The organism is Candidatus Pseudothioglobus sp. uisw_070, assembly GCF_059512545.2.
Genome location: NZ_CM183456.2, coordinates 470,987 through 487,786, shown reverse-complemented (window position 1 = coordinate 487,786; position 16,800 = coordinate 470,987). Strand labels below are relative to the sequence as shown.

The following is a 16,800-nucleotide window of genomic DNA, read 5'->3' as shown; positions in this document are numbered from 1 at the left end:
ATTAACTATTAGTAGTAAACACCAGGAATACGTAATTCAGGCGCTTCGCCACCAACATACTTACCCCAAAGCTCTTGGTAACGGCCAGAACGAACTTGCTGCGTTACAAAAAGGTTAAGGTAGTTAAGCCAAGTAACATCCATACGCGGACCAACTACAGAAGTATAGTCAGTGCCCCATGGCATACGAGGACCAGCAATAACTGTATCAAATTGCTGAGTTATTGGTAATACTGTTGTATTGGTAGTAATACCAGCATGAGCTTTCCCTTGAGCCACAGCTAAGAATACTTCATTCTCAGATTGATAGCCTTGATAATTACCTTCAATTCCAAGTTCTTTTGCTATCTTTAACCATTCCTGTTCAGGAACAGTTCCAATAGCAGCAGCAACTTTCTTGTCATACATATCTTCGACAGTAACAATACCGCTATCAGCTCCAACAATAGCTTGAGCATAATAAATAGCATAAGGGATTGTAAAGCCAACTGTCTTAGCACGAGATAAAGTATCTGAAGTACCTCCAAATACAACATCACCACGATTAGTAACAATTAATGGTAGACGTTCAGCCCAAGTAATTGCAATAATTTCATGATCAACCTCTAATGCAGCTGCAAGATCTTTACAGTAATCAACATCAAAACCCGCAGGCTCATTGTTTGCATCACGGTAGCCAATTGGTGGAAAGTCTAGCACTACTCCACACCTTAGAACTCCAGCATCAATAACATCATCTAGTTTATCTGCAGAAGCTGTAGTTGCGCCTGTAAGCAGCAAAGCTGCAGTAGTAAGCGACACTAATGTTTTAGAAAACATTGTCATATATTTCTCCTATTAATTTTAAATATAACACTGAGTTGCTCATCTAAGTAATTCAATGCTGGCAATATCTTATCACTTTTAATTTAAAAATGGAAGTTCAATTTTTCTATTTACATTTTTATATTTAATTGAAACTTTTAAATTGAATACAAAGTATCGATTAAAGCGAAATATAGTATATTATTTTCAAAATAAACAATTTATAAGGAGAGTCTAAAATGAGATTTGAAGGAATTTACACACCTATTATTACCCCTTTTGCGAGTAATGGTGAAGTTGACTGGGATGTTTACGCAGAAGTAATAGATTGGCAAATTGAAAATGGTGTTGCTGGAGTTATAGTTGGTGGATCAACTGGTGAGTTTTATGCGCTTTCGAAAGAGGAGCGTATTCAGCAATTTAAATTTGCAGCAGAGCGTATTAATAATCAAGTTGAATTTATGGCAGGAGTGAATGATATTCGAGTTGATGAGTGCCTCGATATTTCTATGGCGGCAGTTGATGCAGGCGCTAAATCACTTTTAGTCGCCGCCCCACCATATTCTTTACCTTCAGAAGAAGAGTTAGCGCATCATGTTATTACAATAGCTCAAGCAACAGAATTACCAATTATGCTTTATAACTATCCTGGAAGAACTGGTGTTGAGATGGGTGAGGATTTTCTATCCATAGTTGCAAAAAATCCTCTAGTTGCAGCAATAAAAGAGTCAAGTGGTGACTATTCTAGGCTTCCATTATTATCAAATAACTATCCTTCAATTGAGTTAGCTGTTGGTGGTGAAGAGCAAGTTCTTGAGTTTGCTGCTTGGGGGGCAAAATCTTGGGTATGTGCTACAGCTAATTTTTTTCCATCAGAGTGTGTCCAATTAATGGATATACTTGGAAAACAATCTGATTTTGAGAAAGGAAGAGCTCTAATGAGCGCTTTTATGCCTCTTATGCAGGCTTTGGAGCAAGGTGGTAAATTCCTGCAATGTGTTAAGCTCGGATGTGAACAACAGGGTCGTCCAGGTGGAAAGGTTCGATTACCTTTGCTTCCAATTGACGACGCCCTTAAGAGGGAAATGATTAGTGTAATAGATAAAACTCGTGCTTCGCTTCACTCAATTCTAAATTAAAAGGAGTAAAAAATGTCAAGCCTTCTTAATAAAAATGATTATATAGATATTGCTGCGAAAATACAGTTTCCAACGGATCCATTTATAAATGGAAGGTTCCAGAAATCAAAAGCTGGAAGGGTTATGGAGTCAATTAATCCTGCAACTGGATCTGTTATCACTAATATTTCGGCCTGTGATGATTCTGACGTTAATTATGCTGTTAAAGTTTCACGAGATGCCTTTAATTCTGGTGAGTGGGCTAATAAACATCCTAGCGAACGTAAGGCAGTTTTATTGAAGTTAGCTCAACTTATTGAAGAGAATAAGACAGAGCTTGCAGTGCTTGAAAGTTTAGAAAGTGGAAAGCCTATTAGTGAGTGTGAACTTACTGATCTTCCTGAAACGATAGTCACTATTCAGTGGCATGCCGAGGCTATAGATAAAATGTATGATCAAATCTCACCGGCGAATGTAGATGCTGTTGGCCTCATTACCCGTGAACCATTAGGTGTTGTTGGTTGTGTGCTGCCTTGGAACTTTCCTTTAATGATGCTGGCTTGGAAAATTGCCCCAGCACTCGCTGGTGGTAATAGCGTTATTGTTAAACCAGCAGAACAAACATCAATGACTGCACTTAGAGTTGCTGAACTGGCAACTGAAGCTGGAATTCCCCCAGGAGTTCTCAATGTCCTTCCTGGTGAGGGACCAGATGTTGGTGAACCAATGGGGAGACATTTAGATATTGATGCAATTTCTTTCACGGGGTCAACTGAAGTAGGACGATTATTTTTAGAATTTTCAGGACAAAGTAATTTAAAGAAAATTATTCTTGAGTGTGGTGGTAAAAATCCTGCTGTAGTTCTTTCTGATGCCAATAATCTTGATGGTGTTGCTGAGCATATTGTTTTTGCTGCTCTTTGGAATATGGGACAGAATTGTACTGCTAATTCTCGCCTAATAGTTCATAAGAGTTTGAAAGACACATTGCTTGAAAAGGTCAGAGAGAAAATGAAAGATTGGCATACAGGTGACCCTTTAGACCCAGACAACCAGTTGGGGGCAATAATTTCCAAAGAGCAATACGACAAGATTTTGGGTTACATTGAGGTAGCTAAAAGTGAAGGAGCTGAATTAATTGAAGGTGGTAATGCAATTAATTCGGGAGAAGGATTGTTTATTGAGCCTACCCTCTTTAGTGGAGTTACTGCAGAAATGATAATTGCTAAAGAAGAGGTTTTTGGCCCTGTATTTGTAATGATGTCTGTTGATAGTGATAAAGAAGCCATCGATCTTGCGAATGATACATGTTATGGACTTCAAGCATCATTATTTACTTCCAGTGTGACTAAGGCTCATAAATACGGCAGAGCTCTTCAAGCGGGAACTGTTTCTGTAAATTGTTATGGAGAAGGTGATATATCAACCCCTTTTGGTGGCTATAAGCTCTCAGGGTTTGGTGGTCGTGATAATTCACTTATGGCTCATGATCAATATACTGAGACTAAAACTTTATGGATTGATATTAGTGAGGACATTTAATGAAAACCAGTAAGTTGATTCATATAGTTTCCTGTCATGCAGAAGGTGAAGTAGGAAATGTGATTGTTGGAGGCGTCGCTCCACCTAAGGGTGATAGTCTTTGGGATAAGGCGCTGTGGATTAATCAAGATCAAAAATTGCGTCAATTTGTTTTAAATGAGCCAAGGGGCGGCGTTTTTAAACATGTAAACCTATTAGTGCCAGCACAAAATCCAAATGCTCAACAAGGTTTTATTGTGATGGAGCCTGAACATACACCACCAATGTCCGGCTCAAACTCGATTTGTGTTTCAACTGTTTTACTTGATACAGGAATGATTGAGATGAGAGAGCCGATTACTGAGTTTGTCCTTGAAGCTCCAGGAGGACTAGTTCCAGTAAAGGCATATTGTGAAAATGGGAAAGCTAAAAGTATAGAGGTTCACAATGTAGCTTCTTTTGCTGACCAGCTAGATGTTCATATTGAAGTTGAAGGCTTGGGTTCTCTTAAGGTCGACACTGCCTATGGAGGAGATAGCTTTGTTATTGTTAATGCTGCTGAACTTGGCTTTGAAATTAAGCCTGATGAGGCTAAAGATTTAGCTGAAATTGGTTCAAAAATAACTGCTGCTGCTAATCTACAGCTTGACTTTAATCACCCAACTAATTCTGACTGGAGGCATATTTCATTCTGCGAGCTTGCACTTCCTTTATTTGAAGAAGAGGGTGTGAAAGTTAGTCGTAATAGTGTTGTAATAGACCCAGGTAAATTAGATCGCTCACCTTGTGGAACTGGCTGCTCTGCTCGTATGGCAGTTCTCCATGCAAAAGGTGAACTTCAAAAAGGAGACCACATGATTGGTCGCTCAATTCTTGATTCTCGCTTTGATTGCAGTATAGTTGAGGAGACTATGGTGGGTAAAAAGAAGGCTATTATTCCTTCAATTCGTGGAAGGGCTTGGATTACTGGAACTCATCAGCTTATGCTTGATCCTGAGGACCCTTGGCCTGAAGGATATCGCCTTTCAGATACATGGCCAATTAAACAATGAAATTACTTTTATTAAAAGCCCTTAGATAATGCGCTGGAAAAAAACTATAACTATGGTTGAGGCTCATGCAGAAGGAGAGGTGGGTCGAATAGTAACTAGTGGGGTAATAGATATTCCAGGTAACACTATGCTGGAAAAAATGAATTATATTAATGAAGTAGACGATAGTTTGCGTCGTTTTTTAGTATTTGAGCCCCGTGGTTATGCTCAAATGTCTACAAATCTCATTTTTGATGCTCCAAATAAAGAAGCGGATATAGGTTTTTTGATCTTGCAAGGCGACAAGGCTCATGCCATGTCAGGATCAAACAGTATTTGCCTTGTAACTGTTCTACTTGAAACTGGAATGATAGAGATGAAGGAGCCTGAGACTATTGTTACAATTGATACTCCTGCAGGACTTGTTAGTGCAAGTGCTGAATGTAATAATGGAAAATGCGAGAGAGTGACTTTAGATATGACACCTTCATACGCAGATCAACTTGATGCGATTATTGAAGTAGAGGGGTTAGGGGCAGTAAGTGTTGATATTGCTTTTGGCGGTATTTTTTATGCCTTAATTGACCCTGCCCAGTTTGATTTGAAAATTTTGCCAGAAAATGCCCGTCAACTTGTTGATATAGGAACCAGGATTCATAGGGCGGTCAATAGTCAGTTAGATATAAGACATCCTGAGCTTAAAGACTTAAAAGGCATTTCTTACACAATGTTTGTTGGGCATGATGATGATGGCGTAATGAAGGGTGCAACAATTCTTCCACCAGGTCGAATTGATCGCTCTCCTTGCGGCACTGGTAATTCTGCTCGTCTTGCTGTAATGGAGGCCCGAAGTCAAGTTAAAGTTGGTCAGAGCCTTAAAGCAAGATCAATCATCGATAGTGAGTTCCAAGTTGAGATAGTTGCTAAGAAGACTATTGCTGGAAAGAGTGGCATCCTTCCAAGAATCTCTGGTCGTGGCTGGATTCATGGAATTCATCAGGTAGGCGTAGACCCCAGTGACCCATACCCATTAGGCTATAAAGTTTCAGATTGTTGGGGTGACGCTTTTGATTTACTTAGCTAGTAATAGATAGTGCCAAACGCACAAATATCTCCAGGCTCTTCAGTGGCGATAATAGGGGCAGGCGTTGTAGGGATGGCAAGTGCATGTGCCCTTAATCGGAAAGGCTACGAAGTTACTGTATTTGATCCTTATTATCCAGGAGAAGGTGGGTCATCAAAAGCAAATGCAGGCCATATTGGAGCTTCTGATATTTTTCCTTTGAGCACACCTGGAATTCATTGGAAGGTATTAAAAATGCTCATGGATTCTGATGCGCCATTAAAAGTCCCACTTAAAGATTTTTGGCCACAAATTCCCTGGTTTTGGCGGTTTTTACTTACCTCAAATGTAAATCGCTTCAAAAAGGCAACAGATGTATTAAGCTATCTTTGTCATAACTCTATTAGAGACACTAAAGAATTATTAGAGTATTGTAATATCGCCGAAAAACTTGAGCAAAATGGATGTGCATTCATCTATGATAATGAGCTGAGCTTTAATAAAAGCATCAAAAGTTGGGATGAAAGAAATACTCGAGGCTTTAGTAGCGAAGTATTAAATGCTAAAAAAATAGCTAAAATTACTCCAACTATTAATGAAAAATTTAAGTACGCATATTTATCTCATCATTGGGCTAAAGTAAGTGAGCCAATAGACATAGTTCGGGGCCTTGCTGATTCAGCAAAAATGAACGGAGTTACCTTTCGCCAGGAGCGAGTTAATAGTATAAGTGAGAAATTAAATTCCATCTTAATTAATTTGGACAAAGGAAATAGTAAATATGATGCAGTAGTTATTGCAGCAGGAATTAATTCTGTTTCTTTAGCAAAATCTTTAGGTGATTTTTTACCCATGACAGCAGAGCGAGGATATAACTTAACAATTCCTTTATCAAATATTGATATTGACATACCAATTGTATTTGCAGATCAAGGTATTGTTGCAACAAGTTTAGCAAGTGGGCTTCGAATTGGTGGGTGGGCCGAATATGCCAATCTTAGTAGGCCAGCAAATCCAGATTATTTCAATTCTATTGCTCGCATTAGCCAGGATTTGTTTCCAGGGTTAAATGTAGAAAATGCAAATTATTGGATGGGAAGTCGCCCTTCAACTCCAGACTCTGTTCCAGTGATATCTAAATCTCTAAAAATAGATAGAGTTTTTTATAATTGTGGTCATGGTCATTATGGATTAACTCATGCAGCAACATCAGCTAATTTATTATATAGCTTAATAGAAGGTGAGCAAAATTCAGCTGAAATTAAAGCATTATCAATTGATCGTTTTTTATAGTAAAGGGGGCTTTATTAAATTAACTATTTTTCCTTTATAAGCGCATAACAATAAACAATAAGTCCAATCCAAACAGCTGTAAACCCTAATAATTGATTGAAATTTACTGACTCGCCATACAACACATAGCCAACTAAAAATTGTAATGTAGGGGTAATTAAGAACAATATACCTACAGTTGTCATTGGAAGCAATTTTGTTCCAGCAGTGAATAATGCCAAAGGTATCACAGTGACAATTCCTGCCAAAATTAATAAAATATCTGTTGATGGATTTACATTAAAAATAGCCAAGTCATAATTTGCATAAAACCATAAACTAAATATCAAAATAAATGGCAAGAGTAGGAGTGTCTCGATATAAAGACCTGGAACTGCTGATGTCACCATTGCTTTTCTAGCAACACCATATGATGAAAAAGTAAGCCCAATGAGAAGGCCAAGCCATGGAAAAGAGTCACCACTGAAAACATAATAAAGGGCGCCTATTGTTGCAAAAAAAACAGCCCACTGCTTAAGTTTTGAAATCCTTTCATGGAAAAAAATATAGCCGCCCAACATACTTATTACAGGTGATAAAAAATAACCCATAGAGGCTTCCACAACTCTTTCTAAATTTACTGAAAGAATATATGCGCCCCAATTAATGGTGATGAGGATAGCTGTTAAAAATAAGAAAAGTAGTTCTTTTTTTGAAGATATTGAAGATTTGAAATTTGCTAGCCAAGATGGCTTGAAGTAGACTAATATAAATAATACAGGCACTGACCAAAGGATCCTGTGAACCAGAACTTCAGACGGGTTAACATGATTCAGTAATGCCCAATAAAGAGGGAATGCTCCCCACATCAGATAGCCTGAAAGGACAAGTAGGATGCCTTTATTCATAAAGCAAAAACTTACATGAGAAAAACGCCTATTGTAGACTAAATAATCTAATATTATTTTTATTAATGCTTGTAGTAATCTTTTTCAAAACTAGTGCTACTTAGGGCATCATTCTCACTAGTTTTTTCATTAATTTCATTTAAGTTTTCATTAATTCTAAATAGAATTACCACCATTTCACAGGCTACTCGAGAGGCTAAAGAACCTCCAATTACCCAGACTAATCCTCGCCAGAAGTCACCTTCAAGGAATATGTCTCCAAGACCTTTTGTTATAAAGGCAAATAACAGTATCCAATAGAAAAGCGTTATAAGCTTAGGAGTAACCATCTCATCTAGATAAAACATGTAATGGTTATCTAGCTTATCCACTGAAAGTTTAAAAGCTTTTTTTATGCCCTCTAAGATCTCATTATTATTCATTTTGATTGCCCTTATTTTTCTTCAATCTAATTTAATATAATACCAGCCTAAGAAAATGTTGTAAATTCATAATTAGATAGAAATTTTAAAAATAAAAAAAAGCCCATCATAAAGACGGGCTTTTTAGTCAAAATTTAAAGCTTATTACTTATGAATCTTAATATTAGTGAACGCACCACCAACAACTTCACGCTCTGCATATGAACCATTAGCTGTTCCACCTGCATCTAATTCAACACCAGTAGCACCAACATAGTCAACCACTAAGCCGCCTGAGATATATTTAAGGCAAGTAGCCAAATCACCAGCAGCACATGGAATACCAGGAGCATTAGCAACATTCAATACTTGAGCTTGAATTGCCGCTCTATCTGTTGAACCTGCAGCCTGTGAAGCAAGAATAATCAATGCCATAGCGTCATAAGATTCACCTGCATATGCACCAGAACCATCAACACCGCCAGCAGCAGCTACTGCTGTCCAGACATCAACTAGATCTGAATCTGGAGATGCAATTGTCCCCCAAGAACCATCTGCAACCGCGCCTGAAGTTAATGCACTGATCATACCATCACCAAATACATAGTCAGAAAATGCACCAGTATCTTCAGAAGCAGCAATAATTCCTCTACCACCAGTATCAGCATAACCTAATACAGCTAAAGTAGCTGAGCCACCTGCAGACAATGCAGCAACATCAGCTGAATAGTCAGCCTTGTCGTCGTCATGTCCAGCCATAACTGTAACAGTTCCACCCATAGCTTCATAAGCAGTTACGAATGCATCAGCCAAACCTTTACCATAGTCACTGTTTGAGTGAGTTACAGCCATATCAGTTTGTCCTCTTGACATTGCAATACTTGCAAGTACTGGACCCTGTCTAGCATCTGAAGGAGCAGTTCTAAAGAACCATCCACCATCTTCTAGAGTTGTTAAAGCAGGTGAAGTAGCTGATGGTGAAATTGAAACAATACCATTAGGTACAAGCACGTTGGTTATAACTGCACCAGTATTACCTGAACAGTTAGGACCCATAATAGCCATAACATTATCATCATTAATCATTTTTTCTGCTTGAGCAATCGCAACGGCTGGATCGATACATACTGAATCGCCCTGCACAACATTAATTGTTCCTTGGAGGTAGTTACCAGAAGCATTAGCCTCAGTTACTGCTAAGTTTGCACCACCAGACATCGCACCAATCATTGATTCAAGCGGTCCAGTAAATCCCTGTAGCTCTCCTATAGTTACATCAGCATGTGATACTGATGCCATCGTAGCTGATAATACAAATCCAGCTGTTGTTTTTAAATAACCTTTCATTTCGTCTCCTAAAATATAAAAAAGAGTCCCTACACCTAATAAAGTATTAAAGCGTATTTCTTATGGGAATCCCCTTAATGATAAACAGTTTCCTGTAGTTTGTGTTAAAAATATTATAAAAAAAAATGAACTAAACCTTTCTAGAATAGTTCATTTCAGCCCAATTTAAAGAACATATTACAGTTCTTTATTTTTCTCTGGAAGAATTCCGCCAGGAGAAAATCTCATGATCAAGAGCATTATGCTGCCCATAAAGATAAGTCTTAGATAGTGGACTCGATCTTCTATAAATTCTAGTGATGTATTTCCCTCTTGAACATAATTACCAAGCATTTCAACCACCCAAAGACCTATAGGGCCAGACTGAATCCAAATAAACCACATAATAAAAGCCCCTAGAACTGACCCTAGATTATTACCTGACCCTCCAACAATAACCATCACCCAAATTAAAAAAGTAAATCGAAGGGGCTGATATGCAGTAGGAATAAATATCCCATCATAAGTCACTAATAATGCACCAGCGACACCGACAATTGCTGATCCAATAACAAAAATTTGTAGATGTTGACGCGTAATATTCTTACCCATCGCAGAGGCTGCTACTTCATTATCCCTTATTGCCCTTACTTTTCTACCCCATGGAGAATTTAAAGCAAGATTAGAAAGAATAATAAAGGCGACTAAAATTACAAGAAATAAACCTGAATAACTAAGTTTTACAAATACGACTGATGCCTCTCGAACATAGTCACCTAGCTTATCAATTTGCTCTGATTGAGACAAAAACTGTAACTCTGACTTATGAATCCAAGCAACAATATTTTGAAGCCATTCTGATTTTTGCATATCAACTTCGTAAGGAACAGGTCTTTGAAGTCCATAAACATTTTTAAGTCCCCGTACAAACCAGTCTTCATTTTTGATGACATAAATAATAATTTCAGAAATTCCGAGAGTTGCTATCGCAAGATAATCAGATCTTAAGCTTAAGGTAATTTTTCCAATCCACCATGCGGCTCCAGCTGCAGCTAAGCCACCCACTATCCAAGAGAGCATTATAGGAAGTCCAAAACCGCCTAAATAGCCTGTAATTGCAGGGTCTACTTTCTCAATTAATTTTGAAGCCTCAGAGAAATAAAATCTTGTAAAGAGATAGCCAATAACTACGATTAAAGATATTAACCATTTATTAATCCCCCTTCTGCTTAATAAAACTCCTGCGGCAATCGTTGCAGCTCCTAAAGCCAAAGCAAGAAGCATCTTTATACCGCCAGCATCTATCGCCTCAGTTACAGGTTGCTGAGAAATTAAAACAACACTAACGCCTCCCAAGGCGGCAAACCCCATAATTCCAACATTAAATAATCCAGCATAACCCCATTGGATATTTACACCTAAGGCCATAATAGCTGAAATCAAAGACATGTTAATAATGCCTATTACAAGTGCCCATGACTGATTAAAACCAACAAATAAAAGTACAAAACCCATAAGGGAGAAAGTAATAATTGCTCTATACGATTGCCAAATATTATTTAGATTATTCATCAACTATCACCTTGCCTTTAAATAACCCAGTAGGCTTTATTAAAAGAACAATAACCAAAATAACAAAGGATATTGCATATTTATACTCAGTACCAATAAGCTGAACCAAAGACGAAGGATGCATCGATAGTGGTAATAAATATATTAAAAACTTTTTGTAGGCATAAGTAAGGAGTATTTCAGAAAATGCTACTAAGAAAGCACCTGCAATTGCTCCTATTGGAGAGCCAATACCACCTACAATGACAGATGCAAAAATTGGTAAGAGTAATAAGTGATATTGTTGAGGTGCGAAGCCTTTATCTAATCCATAAAGGGCGCCAGCAATTGTAGTAAGAGCTGCAACTATTAACCAAGTTATTTGAACCATCTTATCTGGATCAATACCAGAAAGAAGTGCTAGTTCTTTATTGTCAGAATAAGCTCTCATAGCCTTACCCGTTTTAGTTTTTTGTAAAAAGTAAAATACAAAAGCCACTAATAAAAAAGCGATGGTAATAGTTAAAAATTGAGACGTTTTGAAGGCAATTCCTTGTTCAAGGCCGGTATAAGCCTTAAACTCTCTAACAGAAAAAATAAACCTCTCACCATCTTCAAATTTTTGCGCAGTCGCGCCTAATACGAACCTGACTATTCCGCCAGTAACAAACATAACTCCTATTGAGGACATTACGATCGTAATTGATTTTGCTTTTATTTTTCGATAGTGCCGATAAATCAGTCTATCCATTGTAAGCAAGTACATTGAGGTAAAAACTATAGCTATAGGGATTACTAATAGAGCAGTGGGAATTCCTGAAATTGTCCACCCTCTACTAATCATAAAACCAGTAAGTAATATAACAATCATGGTCCCAAACGCCATACTATCGCCTTGAGCAAAATTAGAAAACCTCAATACTGAATAGACTAAAGTTACAGCTAGTGCTCCCAATGCTAATTGTGAGCCATAAGATAATGCAGGAAGAATTACAAAATTAGTTAGTAAGGCAAATGCATTAATAATATCAATTGAGTCTGACGTCATCTAACCTCCTAAAAACTTTTTTCTAACTTCAGGGTTATTTATGAGCTCTTTACCAGTTCCAGTATGCTCATTACGTCCAGATACTAAAACGTAGCCCTTATCAGCTATGTTAAGAGCTTGCTGTGCATTTTGCTCAACCATAAGAACAGCCATACCAGCATTTCTAACGTCCAAAATATTAGAAAAAATTTCATCCATCACTATTGGTGAAACTCCTGCTGTTGGCTCGTCTAAAAGCATAATTGAAGGTTTCGTCATCATAGCCCTTCCAAATGCAACCTGTTGCCTTTGGCCACCAGAAAGTTGCTCTGCAAGTTGTTTGCGTTTGTCATAGAGAATTGGAAAAAGCGCGTAGACCTCTTCAATTGTTTTATTGATGTCATCTTGCCTAATAAAACCACCCATCTGAAGATTTTCTTCAACTGTCATTGAAGGGAAAACATTTTTTGTTTGCGGAACAAATGCTAATCCATGGCTAATTCTGTCCTGAGTAGAAAGCATTGAAATATCTTTTCCATCTAGCGTTACTGAACCTGAAGTTGCCTCCAGCATCCCGAGCAATACTCTCATTACAGTAGACTTTCCTGCGCCATTTGGGCCAACAATTACTGCAAGCTCACCTTTTTCAACTTCAACAGAGCATTCATGGAGTATTGGAACTACTCCGTATGATGCAACTAAATTTTTACCTTCAAGATAAGCCATTAACTCGTAGCCTCGGTCTTAATTCCTTTACCTAGATAAGCCTCAATAACCGCATCACTACTTTTAATTTCATCAGGGGTGCCGCTTGTCAAAATTCTACCTTCAGCTAATACTACTACAGGATTACAAAGCCTTGAAATAAAATCCATATCGTGCTCAATCATGCAGAATGTATACCCTCTTTCTGAATTCAGCCTTAATATGGCATCACCAATCTGATTAAGGAGTGTTCGATTAACGCCTGCTCCAACCTCATCTAGAAGAACAACCTTAGCATCAACCATCATAGTTCGAGCCAACTCTAGCAATTTTTTCTGTCCACCAGAAAGATTACCCGCTCTTTCATTCTTAAGGTGGCTAATACTCAGAAAATCGATAACTTCTTCTGCTTTTTTTTGAAGTTCTCTCTCCTGAACATGAATTTGTTTCCGCTTTAACCAAGTATTCATCAAGCTTTCGCCTAACTGATCTGCAGGCACCATCATTAAGTTTTCCAAGACACTTAGGGTTGGAAACTCATGGGCTATTTGAAATGTTCTTAAGAGTCCTTTATGGAAAAGTTGGTGAGAAGTTAAGCTTGTTACATCTTCACCATCAAGAATTATTTCACCCTCTGAAGGTTGATAAAGTCCAGCAATCAAATTAAACATTGTGGTTTTTCCAGCACCATTTGGACCCACTAAACCAGTTATCGAGCCTCGCTCAATATGCAAGTCAACACCATCAACTGCCTTGATTCCGCCAAAATGTTTTGATAAATTTTTAACTGTAATCATTATCTAAGTTTTTGATTGAGTTGCTTTTTTCAAAAAAGGCTAAATTATCCAACAAAAAACCTCTCTATGGAAATCATTTAAGGCAAAACCTTATTGAAATTTTTAACAACAACGCTTGAATATACTCCGGCAGCAACATAAGGATCTGCATCAGCCCAGGACCGCGCCTCTTTAAGATTTTCAAACTCAGCAACAATCAGTGATCCTGTAAAACCTGCATCACCTGGATCTATTGAGTCGATAGCCGGATGAGGTCCGGCCAAAATAAGGCGTCCTTCATCTTTTAATTGAATTAAACGGGCAACATGATCACGTCTAGCGCCAATGCGTTTTTTAAAACTATCCTCTACATCTTGAGAAATAATTGCATACAACATTAATTACTCCTAAAGTTCTAAAACATCTTGCATTGAATATAGACCACTAGGCTTGTCACTAAGCCAGTTAGCTGCTCTTACAGCACCATTAGCATAAATCATTCTAGAAGATGCTTTATGTGTTATTTCAACGCGCTCACCTTCCATAAAAAAACTAACAGTATGATCGCCTACAACATCACCGCCCCTAATCGATGAAAATCCAATGGTATTTAAATCTCTAGGCTCATCAATACCTTCACGGCCATATACTGCGCAGTTAGCTAAGTCTCTTCCAAGCGCATTTGCAACAACCTCACCCATCTTAAGAGCAGTGCCTGAAGGCGAATCAACCTTATAACGGTGGTGAGTTTCAATAATTTCTATACTAGAATCTTGCCCAATAACTTTTGCAGAAGTCTCCAACAACTTAAGCGTTAAATTAACTCCAACACTCATATTAGGAGCAAAAACAATTGGTATCTGAGTTGAAGCTTGCTTGATTACTTTTAGCTCATCATCACTAAAGCCAGTAGTTCCAATGACCATAGCTTTTCCAGAATTTTTACAAATTGAGATGGCCTTCAGAGAGGCTTCGGGTCTTGAAAAATCAATTAAAACGTCGAAATCTTGGAGTGAATCATTAAGGTTATTGCCCTTATCAACAGCCCCACCTAATGTCGCACTATTATTTAAATTGACAGCCTCAACAAGGGTTTGCCCCATCTTTCCTTTAGATCCGTTTATTGCAATTCTAGTCATTTATAGAATCCTCTAATAAATCATTATTTTTAGTTACTTCATCAATCTTCTTGAGAGTTTCAAGTAATGTAAACATTAAGTTCATTGGCATAGAGTTAAGGCCATCACTTTTTGCAAGCTCGGGATTTGGATGCGTCTCCATAAAGAGACCAGAAACGCCAACTGCAACAGCTGCTCTAGCTAAAACTGGTACCATTTCTCTTTGCCCACCAGAGGATGCTCCCTCTCCACCAGGCTGCTGAACAGAGTGAGTTGCATCAAAAACAATTGGACAGTTTGTCGACCTCATACTTGAAAGGCCTCTCATATCTGAAACAAGTGTGTTGTATCCAAAAGATGTCCCTCTATCACAAACCATAATTTGTTGATTTCCTGTTGCCTTGGCCTTCTCAACAACATTGACCATATCCCAAGGCGCTTGAAATTGGCCTTTCTTAATATTTACAGGTAGTCCTTGACCACACACATTTTGAATAAAATTAGTCTGCCTTACAAGGAAAGCAGGAGTTTGAAGGACATCAACTACTGAAGAAACCTCATCTAGAGGCGAATCTTCATGAACATCAGTTAAAACAGGGACCCCAACTTCAGACTTTACTTTTTCTAAAATACGAAGCCCTTCTTCAATACCTAGACCACGGAAACTATCTGCACTTGTTCGATTGGCCTTGTCATAGGAAGACTTATAGATAAAATTGATATTAAGCTCACTACAAACTTTTTTCAAATAACTTGCGCTTTCCATTGCCAAAGACTCTGACTCAACAACACATGGGCCAGCAATCAAAAAAAATGGGTGATCAATTCCAGCCTGAAAATCTAGTAAATTCATGTACTTCACTCATTACTTAAATATATACGTAAATTATATTCGTTTAAAATAAGCATTGTTATAAATTCATTAAAACCATGACACAAAAAACACCCGACATACTTAAAAAAATTGTTGCTCGAAAGCAAGAAGAAATAGCAGAGTCAACAAAGCGGCTTCCGATTGAAAAAATGATTGAACTAGCAAATAGTGCAGATACCCCCCGAGGTTTCTTTAACTCATTAAACAAAAAAGTAAAAGAGCGTCAAAGTGGAATAATTGCTGAAATTAAAAAAGCCTCTCCAAGCAAGGGCATTTTTAGAGAGAATTTTGAGCCTGTCGAAATTGCAAAAAGCTACGAAGATGGAGGTGCAAGCTGCCTTTCTATATTAACAGATCGTGATTTTTTTCAAGGTGATCCTTTATATTTGATAAAAGCGCGAGCTGCAGTTTCATTACCAGTTATTCGTAAAGATTTTATTATTAAGCCCTATCAAGTCTATGAATCAAGAGCGATGGGGGCAGATTGTATTTTACTAATTGTGTCTTGTCTAGAAGATGATGAAATCAAACATTTAAGCGATCTTGCTTTATCTCTCAATATGGATGTATTAGTTGAAACTCATGATTTAAATGAACTTCGTCGTGCGCTTAAATTAGATTTACCAATGATTGGAATTAATAATAGGAATCTTCGAAACTTTGAAGTTAGTCTTCAAACCACCATTGACTTGCTTAGTGAAATTAGCGGTGATAAACTTGTGATAACTGAGTCAGGAATTGCATCTAAAGCTGATGTTGAGTTGATGCACAAGAATGATGTATTTGGTTTTTTAATTGGTGAGGCATTTATGAAGCACTCAAATCCTGGCCAAAAACTTAAGGAGTTTTTTGAATGAATCTTTCTGTAAATTGGGTTGATGGCATGTTAATGGTTGGTAAGTCTCATAGTGGTCACTCTATTACGATGGATGGTCCGATAGAGATTGGCGGTGAAAATCTTGGTGTTAGACCAATGGAAATGCTTCTGCTTGGAGTGGCGGGCTGCACTATGATTGATGTCGTTACAACGCTTCAAAAAATGCGTCAAGACCTATCGCATTGTGAAACTAGGATTAGCGCTGAAAGAGCCAATGAACACCCAAAAGTTTTTACTGATATACACATTCAATTTATTGTTAAAGGAAAAGACTTAGACTCTAAAAAAGTTGATAAAGCAATTATACTTTCGGCTGAAAAATATTGCTCTGCATCAATCATGCTAGGGAAAACTGCAAAAATTACTCATGATTTTGAGGTCCTTGAATAATATTTTATTAAACCGTTATTACTAAAATACTCATTTAAA

General features: G+C 37.7%; 18 protein-coding genes. 7 read left to right on the top strand and 11 right to left on the bottom strand.

The genetic code is table 11. From position 1 onward, the window contains the following. Positions 1-8: 8 nt before the first annotated feature. On the bottom strand, positions 9-824 hold the full coding sequence (locus AC5YGD_RS02445; protein WP_416678862.1) for a transporter substrate-binding domain-containing protein: 816 nt from the start codon (positions 822-824) through the stop codon (positions 9-11). A gap of 218 nt (positions 825-1,042) precedes the next feature. Here AC5YGD_RS02445 and AC5YGD_RS02440 point away from each other — a divergent pair, with 218 nt between their 5' ends. The 5 genes from AC5YGD_RS02440 to AC5YGD_RS02420 are packed head-to-tail and all read left to right on the top strand — an operon-like array spanning position 1,043 to position 6,829. After that, positions 1,043-1,942, top strand: coding sequence for a dihydrodipicolinate synthase family protein (locus AC5YGD_RS02440; protein ID WP_496141971.1), 900 nt, complete (start codon positions 1,043-1,045; stop codon positions 1,940-1,942). 12 nt (positions 1,943-1,954) lie between these two features. Next, positions 1,955-3,463: an aldehyde dehydrogenase family protein gene (locus tag AC5YGD_RS02435; RefSeq protein ID WP_496141970.1), complete on the top strand. Its 1,509-nt coding sequence runs from the start codon at positions 1,955-1,957 to the stop codon at positions 3,461-3,463. Beyond that, positions 3,463-4,494, top strand: coding sequence for a trans-3-hydroxy-L-proline dehydratase (locus AC5YGD_RS02430; protein ID WP_496141969.1), 1,032 nt, complete (start codon positions 3,463-3,465; stop codon positions 4,492-4,494). Before AC5YGD_RS02435 ends, AC5YGD_RS02430 begins: the two co-directional genes overlap by 1 nt. A gap of 28 nt (positions 4,495-4,522) precedes the next feature. After that, positions 4,523-5,557: a proline racemase family protein gene (locus tag AC5YGD_RS02425; RefSeq protein WP_496141968.1), complete on the top strand. Its 1,035-nt coding sequence runs from the start codon at positions 4,523-4,525 to the stop codon at positions 5,555-5,557. A gap of 9 nt (positions 5,558-5,566) precedes the next feature. Then, positions 5,567-6,829 carry an FAD-dependent oxidoreductase gene (locus AC5YGD_RS02420; protein WP_496141967.1) on the top strand — a complete coding sequence of 421 codons (1,263 nt, stop codon included), beginning with the start codon at positions 5,567-5,569 and terminating at the stop codon, positions 6,827-6,829. Positions 6,830-6,852: 23 nt separating this feature from the next. On the opposite strand, the gene rarD is transcribed toward AC5YGD_RS02420, so the two are convergent. The 10 genes from rarD to kdsA all read right to left on the bottom strand — a co-directional run bounded on the left by rarD (position 6,853) and on the right by kdsA (position 15,473). Next, positions 6,853-7,716 carry an EamA family transporter RarD gene (gene rarD, locus AC5YGD_RS02415; RefSeq protein ID WP_496141966.1) on the bottom strand — a complete coding sequence of 288 codons (864 nt, stop codon included), beginning with the start codon at positions 7,714-7,716 and terminating at the stop codon, positions 6,853-6,855. 62 nt (positions 7,717-7,778) lie between these two features. Further along, positions 7,779-8,138, bottom strand: coding sequence for a DUF4282 domain-containing protein (locus AC5YGD_RS02410; protein WP_496141965.1), 360 nt, complete (start codon positions 8,136-8,138; stop codon positions 7,779-7,781). 144 nt (positions 8,139-8,282) lie between these two features. Then, a complete protein-coding gene (locus tag AC5YGD_RS02405; RefSeq protein ID WP_496141964.1) occupies positions 8,283-9,464 on the bottom strand; it encodes an ABC transporter substrate-binding protein in 1,182 nt (393 codons plus the stop codon). A 177-nt stretch (positions 9,465-9,641) separates the two neighbouring features. Next, the gene (locus AC5YGD_RS02400; RefSeq protein ID WP_496141963.1) at positions 9,642-11,015 is read right to left on the bottom strand and encodes an ABC transporter permease subunit; all 1,374 of its coding nucleotides are present in this window, start codon (positions 11,013-11,015) and stop codon (positions 9,642-9,644) included. Next, positions 11,008-12,042, bottom strand: coding sequence for a branched-chain amino acid ABC transporter permease (locus AC5YGD_RS02395; RefSeq protein WP_416687798.1), 1,035 nt, complete (start codon positions 12,040-12,042; stop codon positions 11,008-11,010). The genes AC5YGD_RS02400 and AC5YGD_RS02395 overlap by 8 nt, the downstream gene beginning before the upstream one ends. After that, on the bottom strand, positions 12,043-12,747 hold the full coding sequence (locus AC5YGD_RS02390) for an ABC transporter ATP-binding protein (protein WP_271557194.1): 705 nt from the start codon (positions 12,745-12,747) through the stop codon (positions 12,043-12,045). Further along, a complete protein-coding gene (locus AC5YGD_RS02385) occupies positions 12,747-13,523 on the bottom strand; it encodes an ATP-binding cassette domain-containing protein (protein ID WP_496141962.1) in 777 nt (258 codons plus the stop codon). Before AC5YGD_RS02385 ends, AC5YGD_RS02390 begins: the two co-directional genes overlap by 1 nt. Before the next feature lie 77 nt (positions 13,524-13,600). Further along, the gene (locus AC5YGD_RS02380; RefSeq protein WP_496141961.1) at positions 13,601-13,900 is read right to left on the bottom strand and encodes a YciI family protein; all 300 of its coding nucleotides are present in this window, start codon (positions 13,898-13,900) and stop codon (positions 13,601-13,603) included. A 9-nt stretch (positions 13,901-13,909) separates the two neighbouring features. Then, a complete protein-coding gene (dapB, locus tag AC5YGD_RS02375) occupies positions 13,910-14,641 on the bottom strand; it encodes a 4-hydroxy-tetrahydrodipicolinate reductase (RefSeq protein ID WP_496141960.1) in 732 nt (243 codons plus the stop codon). Further along, the gene (kdsA, locus tag AC5YGD_RS02370; protein WP_496141959.1) at positions 14,634-15,473 is read right to left on the bottom strand and encodes a 3-deoxy-8-phosphooctulonate synthase; all 840 of its coding nucleotides are present in this window, start codon (positions 15,471-15,473) and stop codon (positions 14,634-14,636) included. Before kdsA ends, dapB begins: the two co-directional genes overlap by 8 nt. Positions 15,474-15,550: 77 nt before the next feature. On the opposite strand from kdsA, the gene trpC reads away from it, so the two are divergent. Beyond that, complete coding sequence (gene trpC / locus AC5YGD_RS02365; RefSeq protein ID WP_496141958.1) at positions 15,551-16,351, top strand: indole-3-glycerol phosphate synthase TrpC; 801 nt, start codon at positions 15,551-15,553, stop codon at positions 16,349-16,351. Further along, positions 16,348-16,761 carry an OsmC family protein gene (locus AC5YGD_RS02360; RefSeq protein WP_496141957.1) on the top strand — a complete coding sequence of 138 codons (414 nt, stop codon included), beginning with the start codon at positions 16,348-16,350 and terminating at the stop codon, positions 16,759-16,761. The genes trpC and AC5YGD_RS02360 overlap by 4 nt, the downstream gene beginning before the upstream one ends. Positions 16,762-16,800: the final 39 nt, after the last annotated feature.

Coding starts and splice junctions, on each gene's coding strand:
- AC5YGD_RS02445 (WP_416678862.1), bottom strand. CDS start 824: ATGACAATGTTTTCTAAAACATTAGTGTCGCTTACTACTGCAGCTTTG.
- AC5YGD_RS02440 (WP_496141971.1), top strand. CDS start 1,043: ATGAGATTTGAAGGAATTTACACACCTATTATTACCCCTTTTGCGAGT.
- AC5YGD_RS02435 (WP_496141970.1), top strand. CDS start 1,955: ATGTCAAGCCTTCTTAATAAAAATGATTATATAGATATTGCTGCGAAA.
- AC5YGD_RS02430 (WP_496141969.1), top strand. CDS start 3,463: ATGAAAACCAGTAAGTTGATTCATATAGTTTCCTGTCATGCAGAAGGT.
- AC5YGD_RS02425 (WP_496141968.1), top strand. CDS start 4,523: ATGCGCTGGAAAAAAACTATAACTATGGTTGAGGCTCATGCAGAAGGA.
- rarD (WP_496141966.1), bottom strand. CDS start 7,716: ATGAATAAAGGCATCCTACTTGTCCTTTCAGGCTATCTGATGTGGGGA.
- AC5YGD_RS02410 (WP_496141965.1), bottom strand. CDS start 8,138: ATGAATAATAATGAGATCTTAGAGGGCATAAAAAAAGCTTTTAAACTT.
- AC5YGD_RS02405 (WP_496141964.1), bottom strand. CDS start 9,464: ATGAAAGGTTATTTAAAAACAACAGCTGGATTTGTATTATCAGCTACG.
- AC5YGD_RS02400 (WP_496141963.1), bottom strand. CDS start 11,015: ATGAATAATCTAAATAATATTTGGCAATCGTATAGAGCAATTATTACT.
- AC5YGD_RS02395 (WP_416687798.1), bottom strand. CDS start 12,042: ATGACGTCAGACTCAATTGATATTATTAATGCATTTGCCTTACTAACT.
- AC5YGD_RS02390 (WP_271557194.1), bottom strand. CDS start 12,747: ATGGCTTATCTTGAAGGTAAAAATTTAGTTGCATCATACGGAGTAGTT.
- AC5YGD_RS02385 (WP_496141962.1), bottom strand. CDS start 13,523: ATGATTACAGTTAAAAATTTATCAAAACATTTTGGCGGAATCAAGGCA.
- AC5YGD_RS02380 (WP_496141961.1), bottom strand. CDS start 13,900: ATGTTGTATGCAATTATTTCTCAAGATGTAGAGGATAGTTTTAAAAAA.
- dapB (WP_496141960.1), bottom strand. CDS start 14,641: ATGACTAGAATTGCAATAAACGGATCTAAAGGAAAGATGGGGCAAACC.
- kdsA (WP_496141959.1), bottom strand. CDS start 15,473: ATGAATTTACTAGATTTTCAGGCTGGAATTGATCACCCATTTTTTTTG.
- trpC (WP_496141958.1), top strand. CDS start 15,551: ATGACACAAAAAACACCCGACATACTTAAAAAAATTGTTGCTCGAAAG.
- AC5YGD_RS02360 (WP_496141957.1), top strand. CDS start 16,348: ATGAATCTTTCTGTAAATTGGGTTGATGGCATGTTAATGGTTGGTAAG.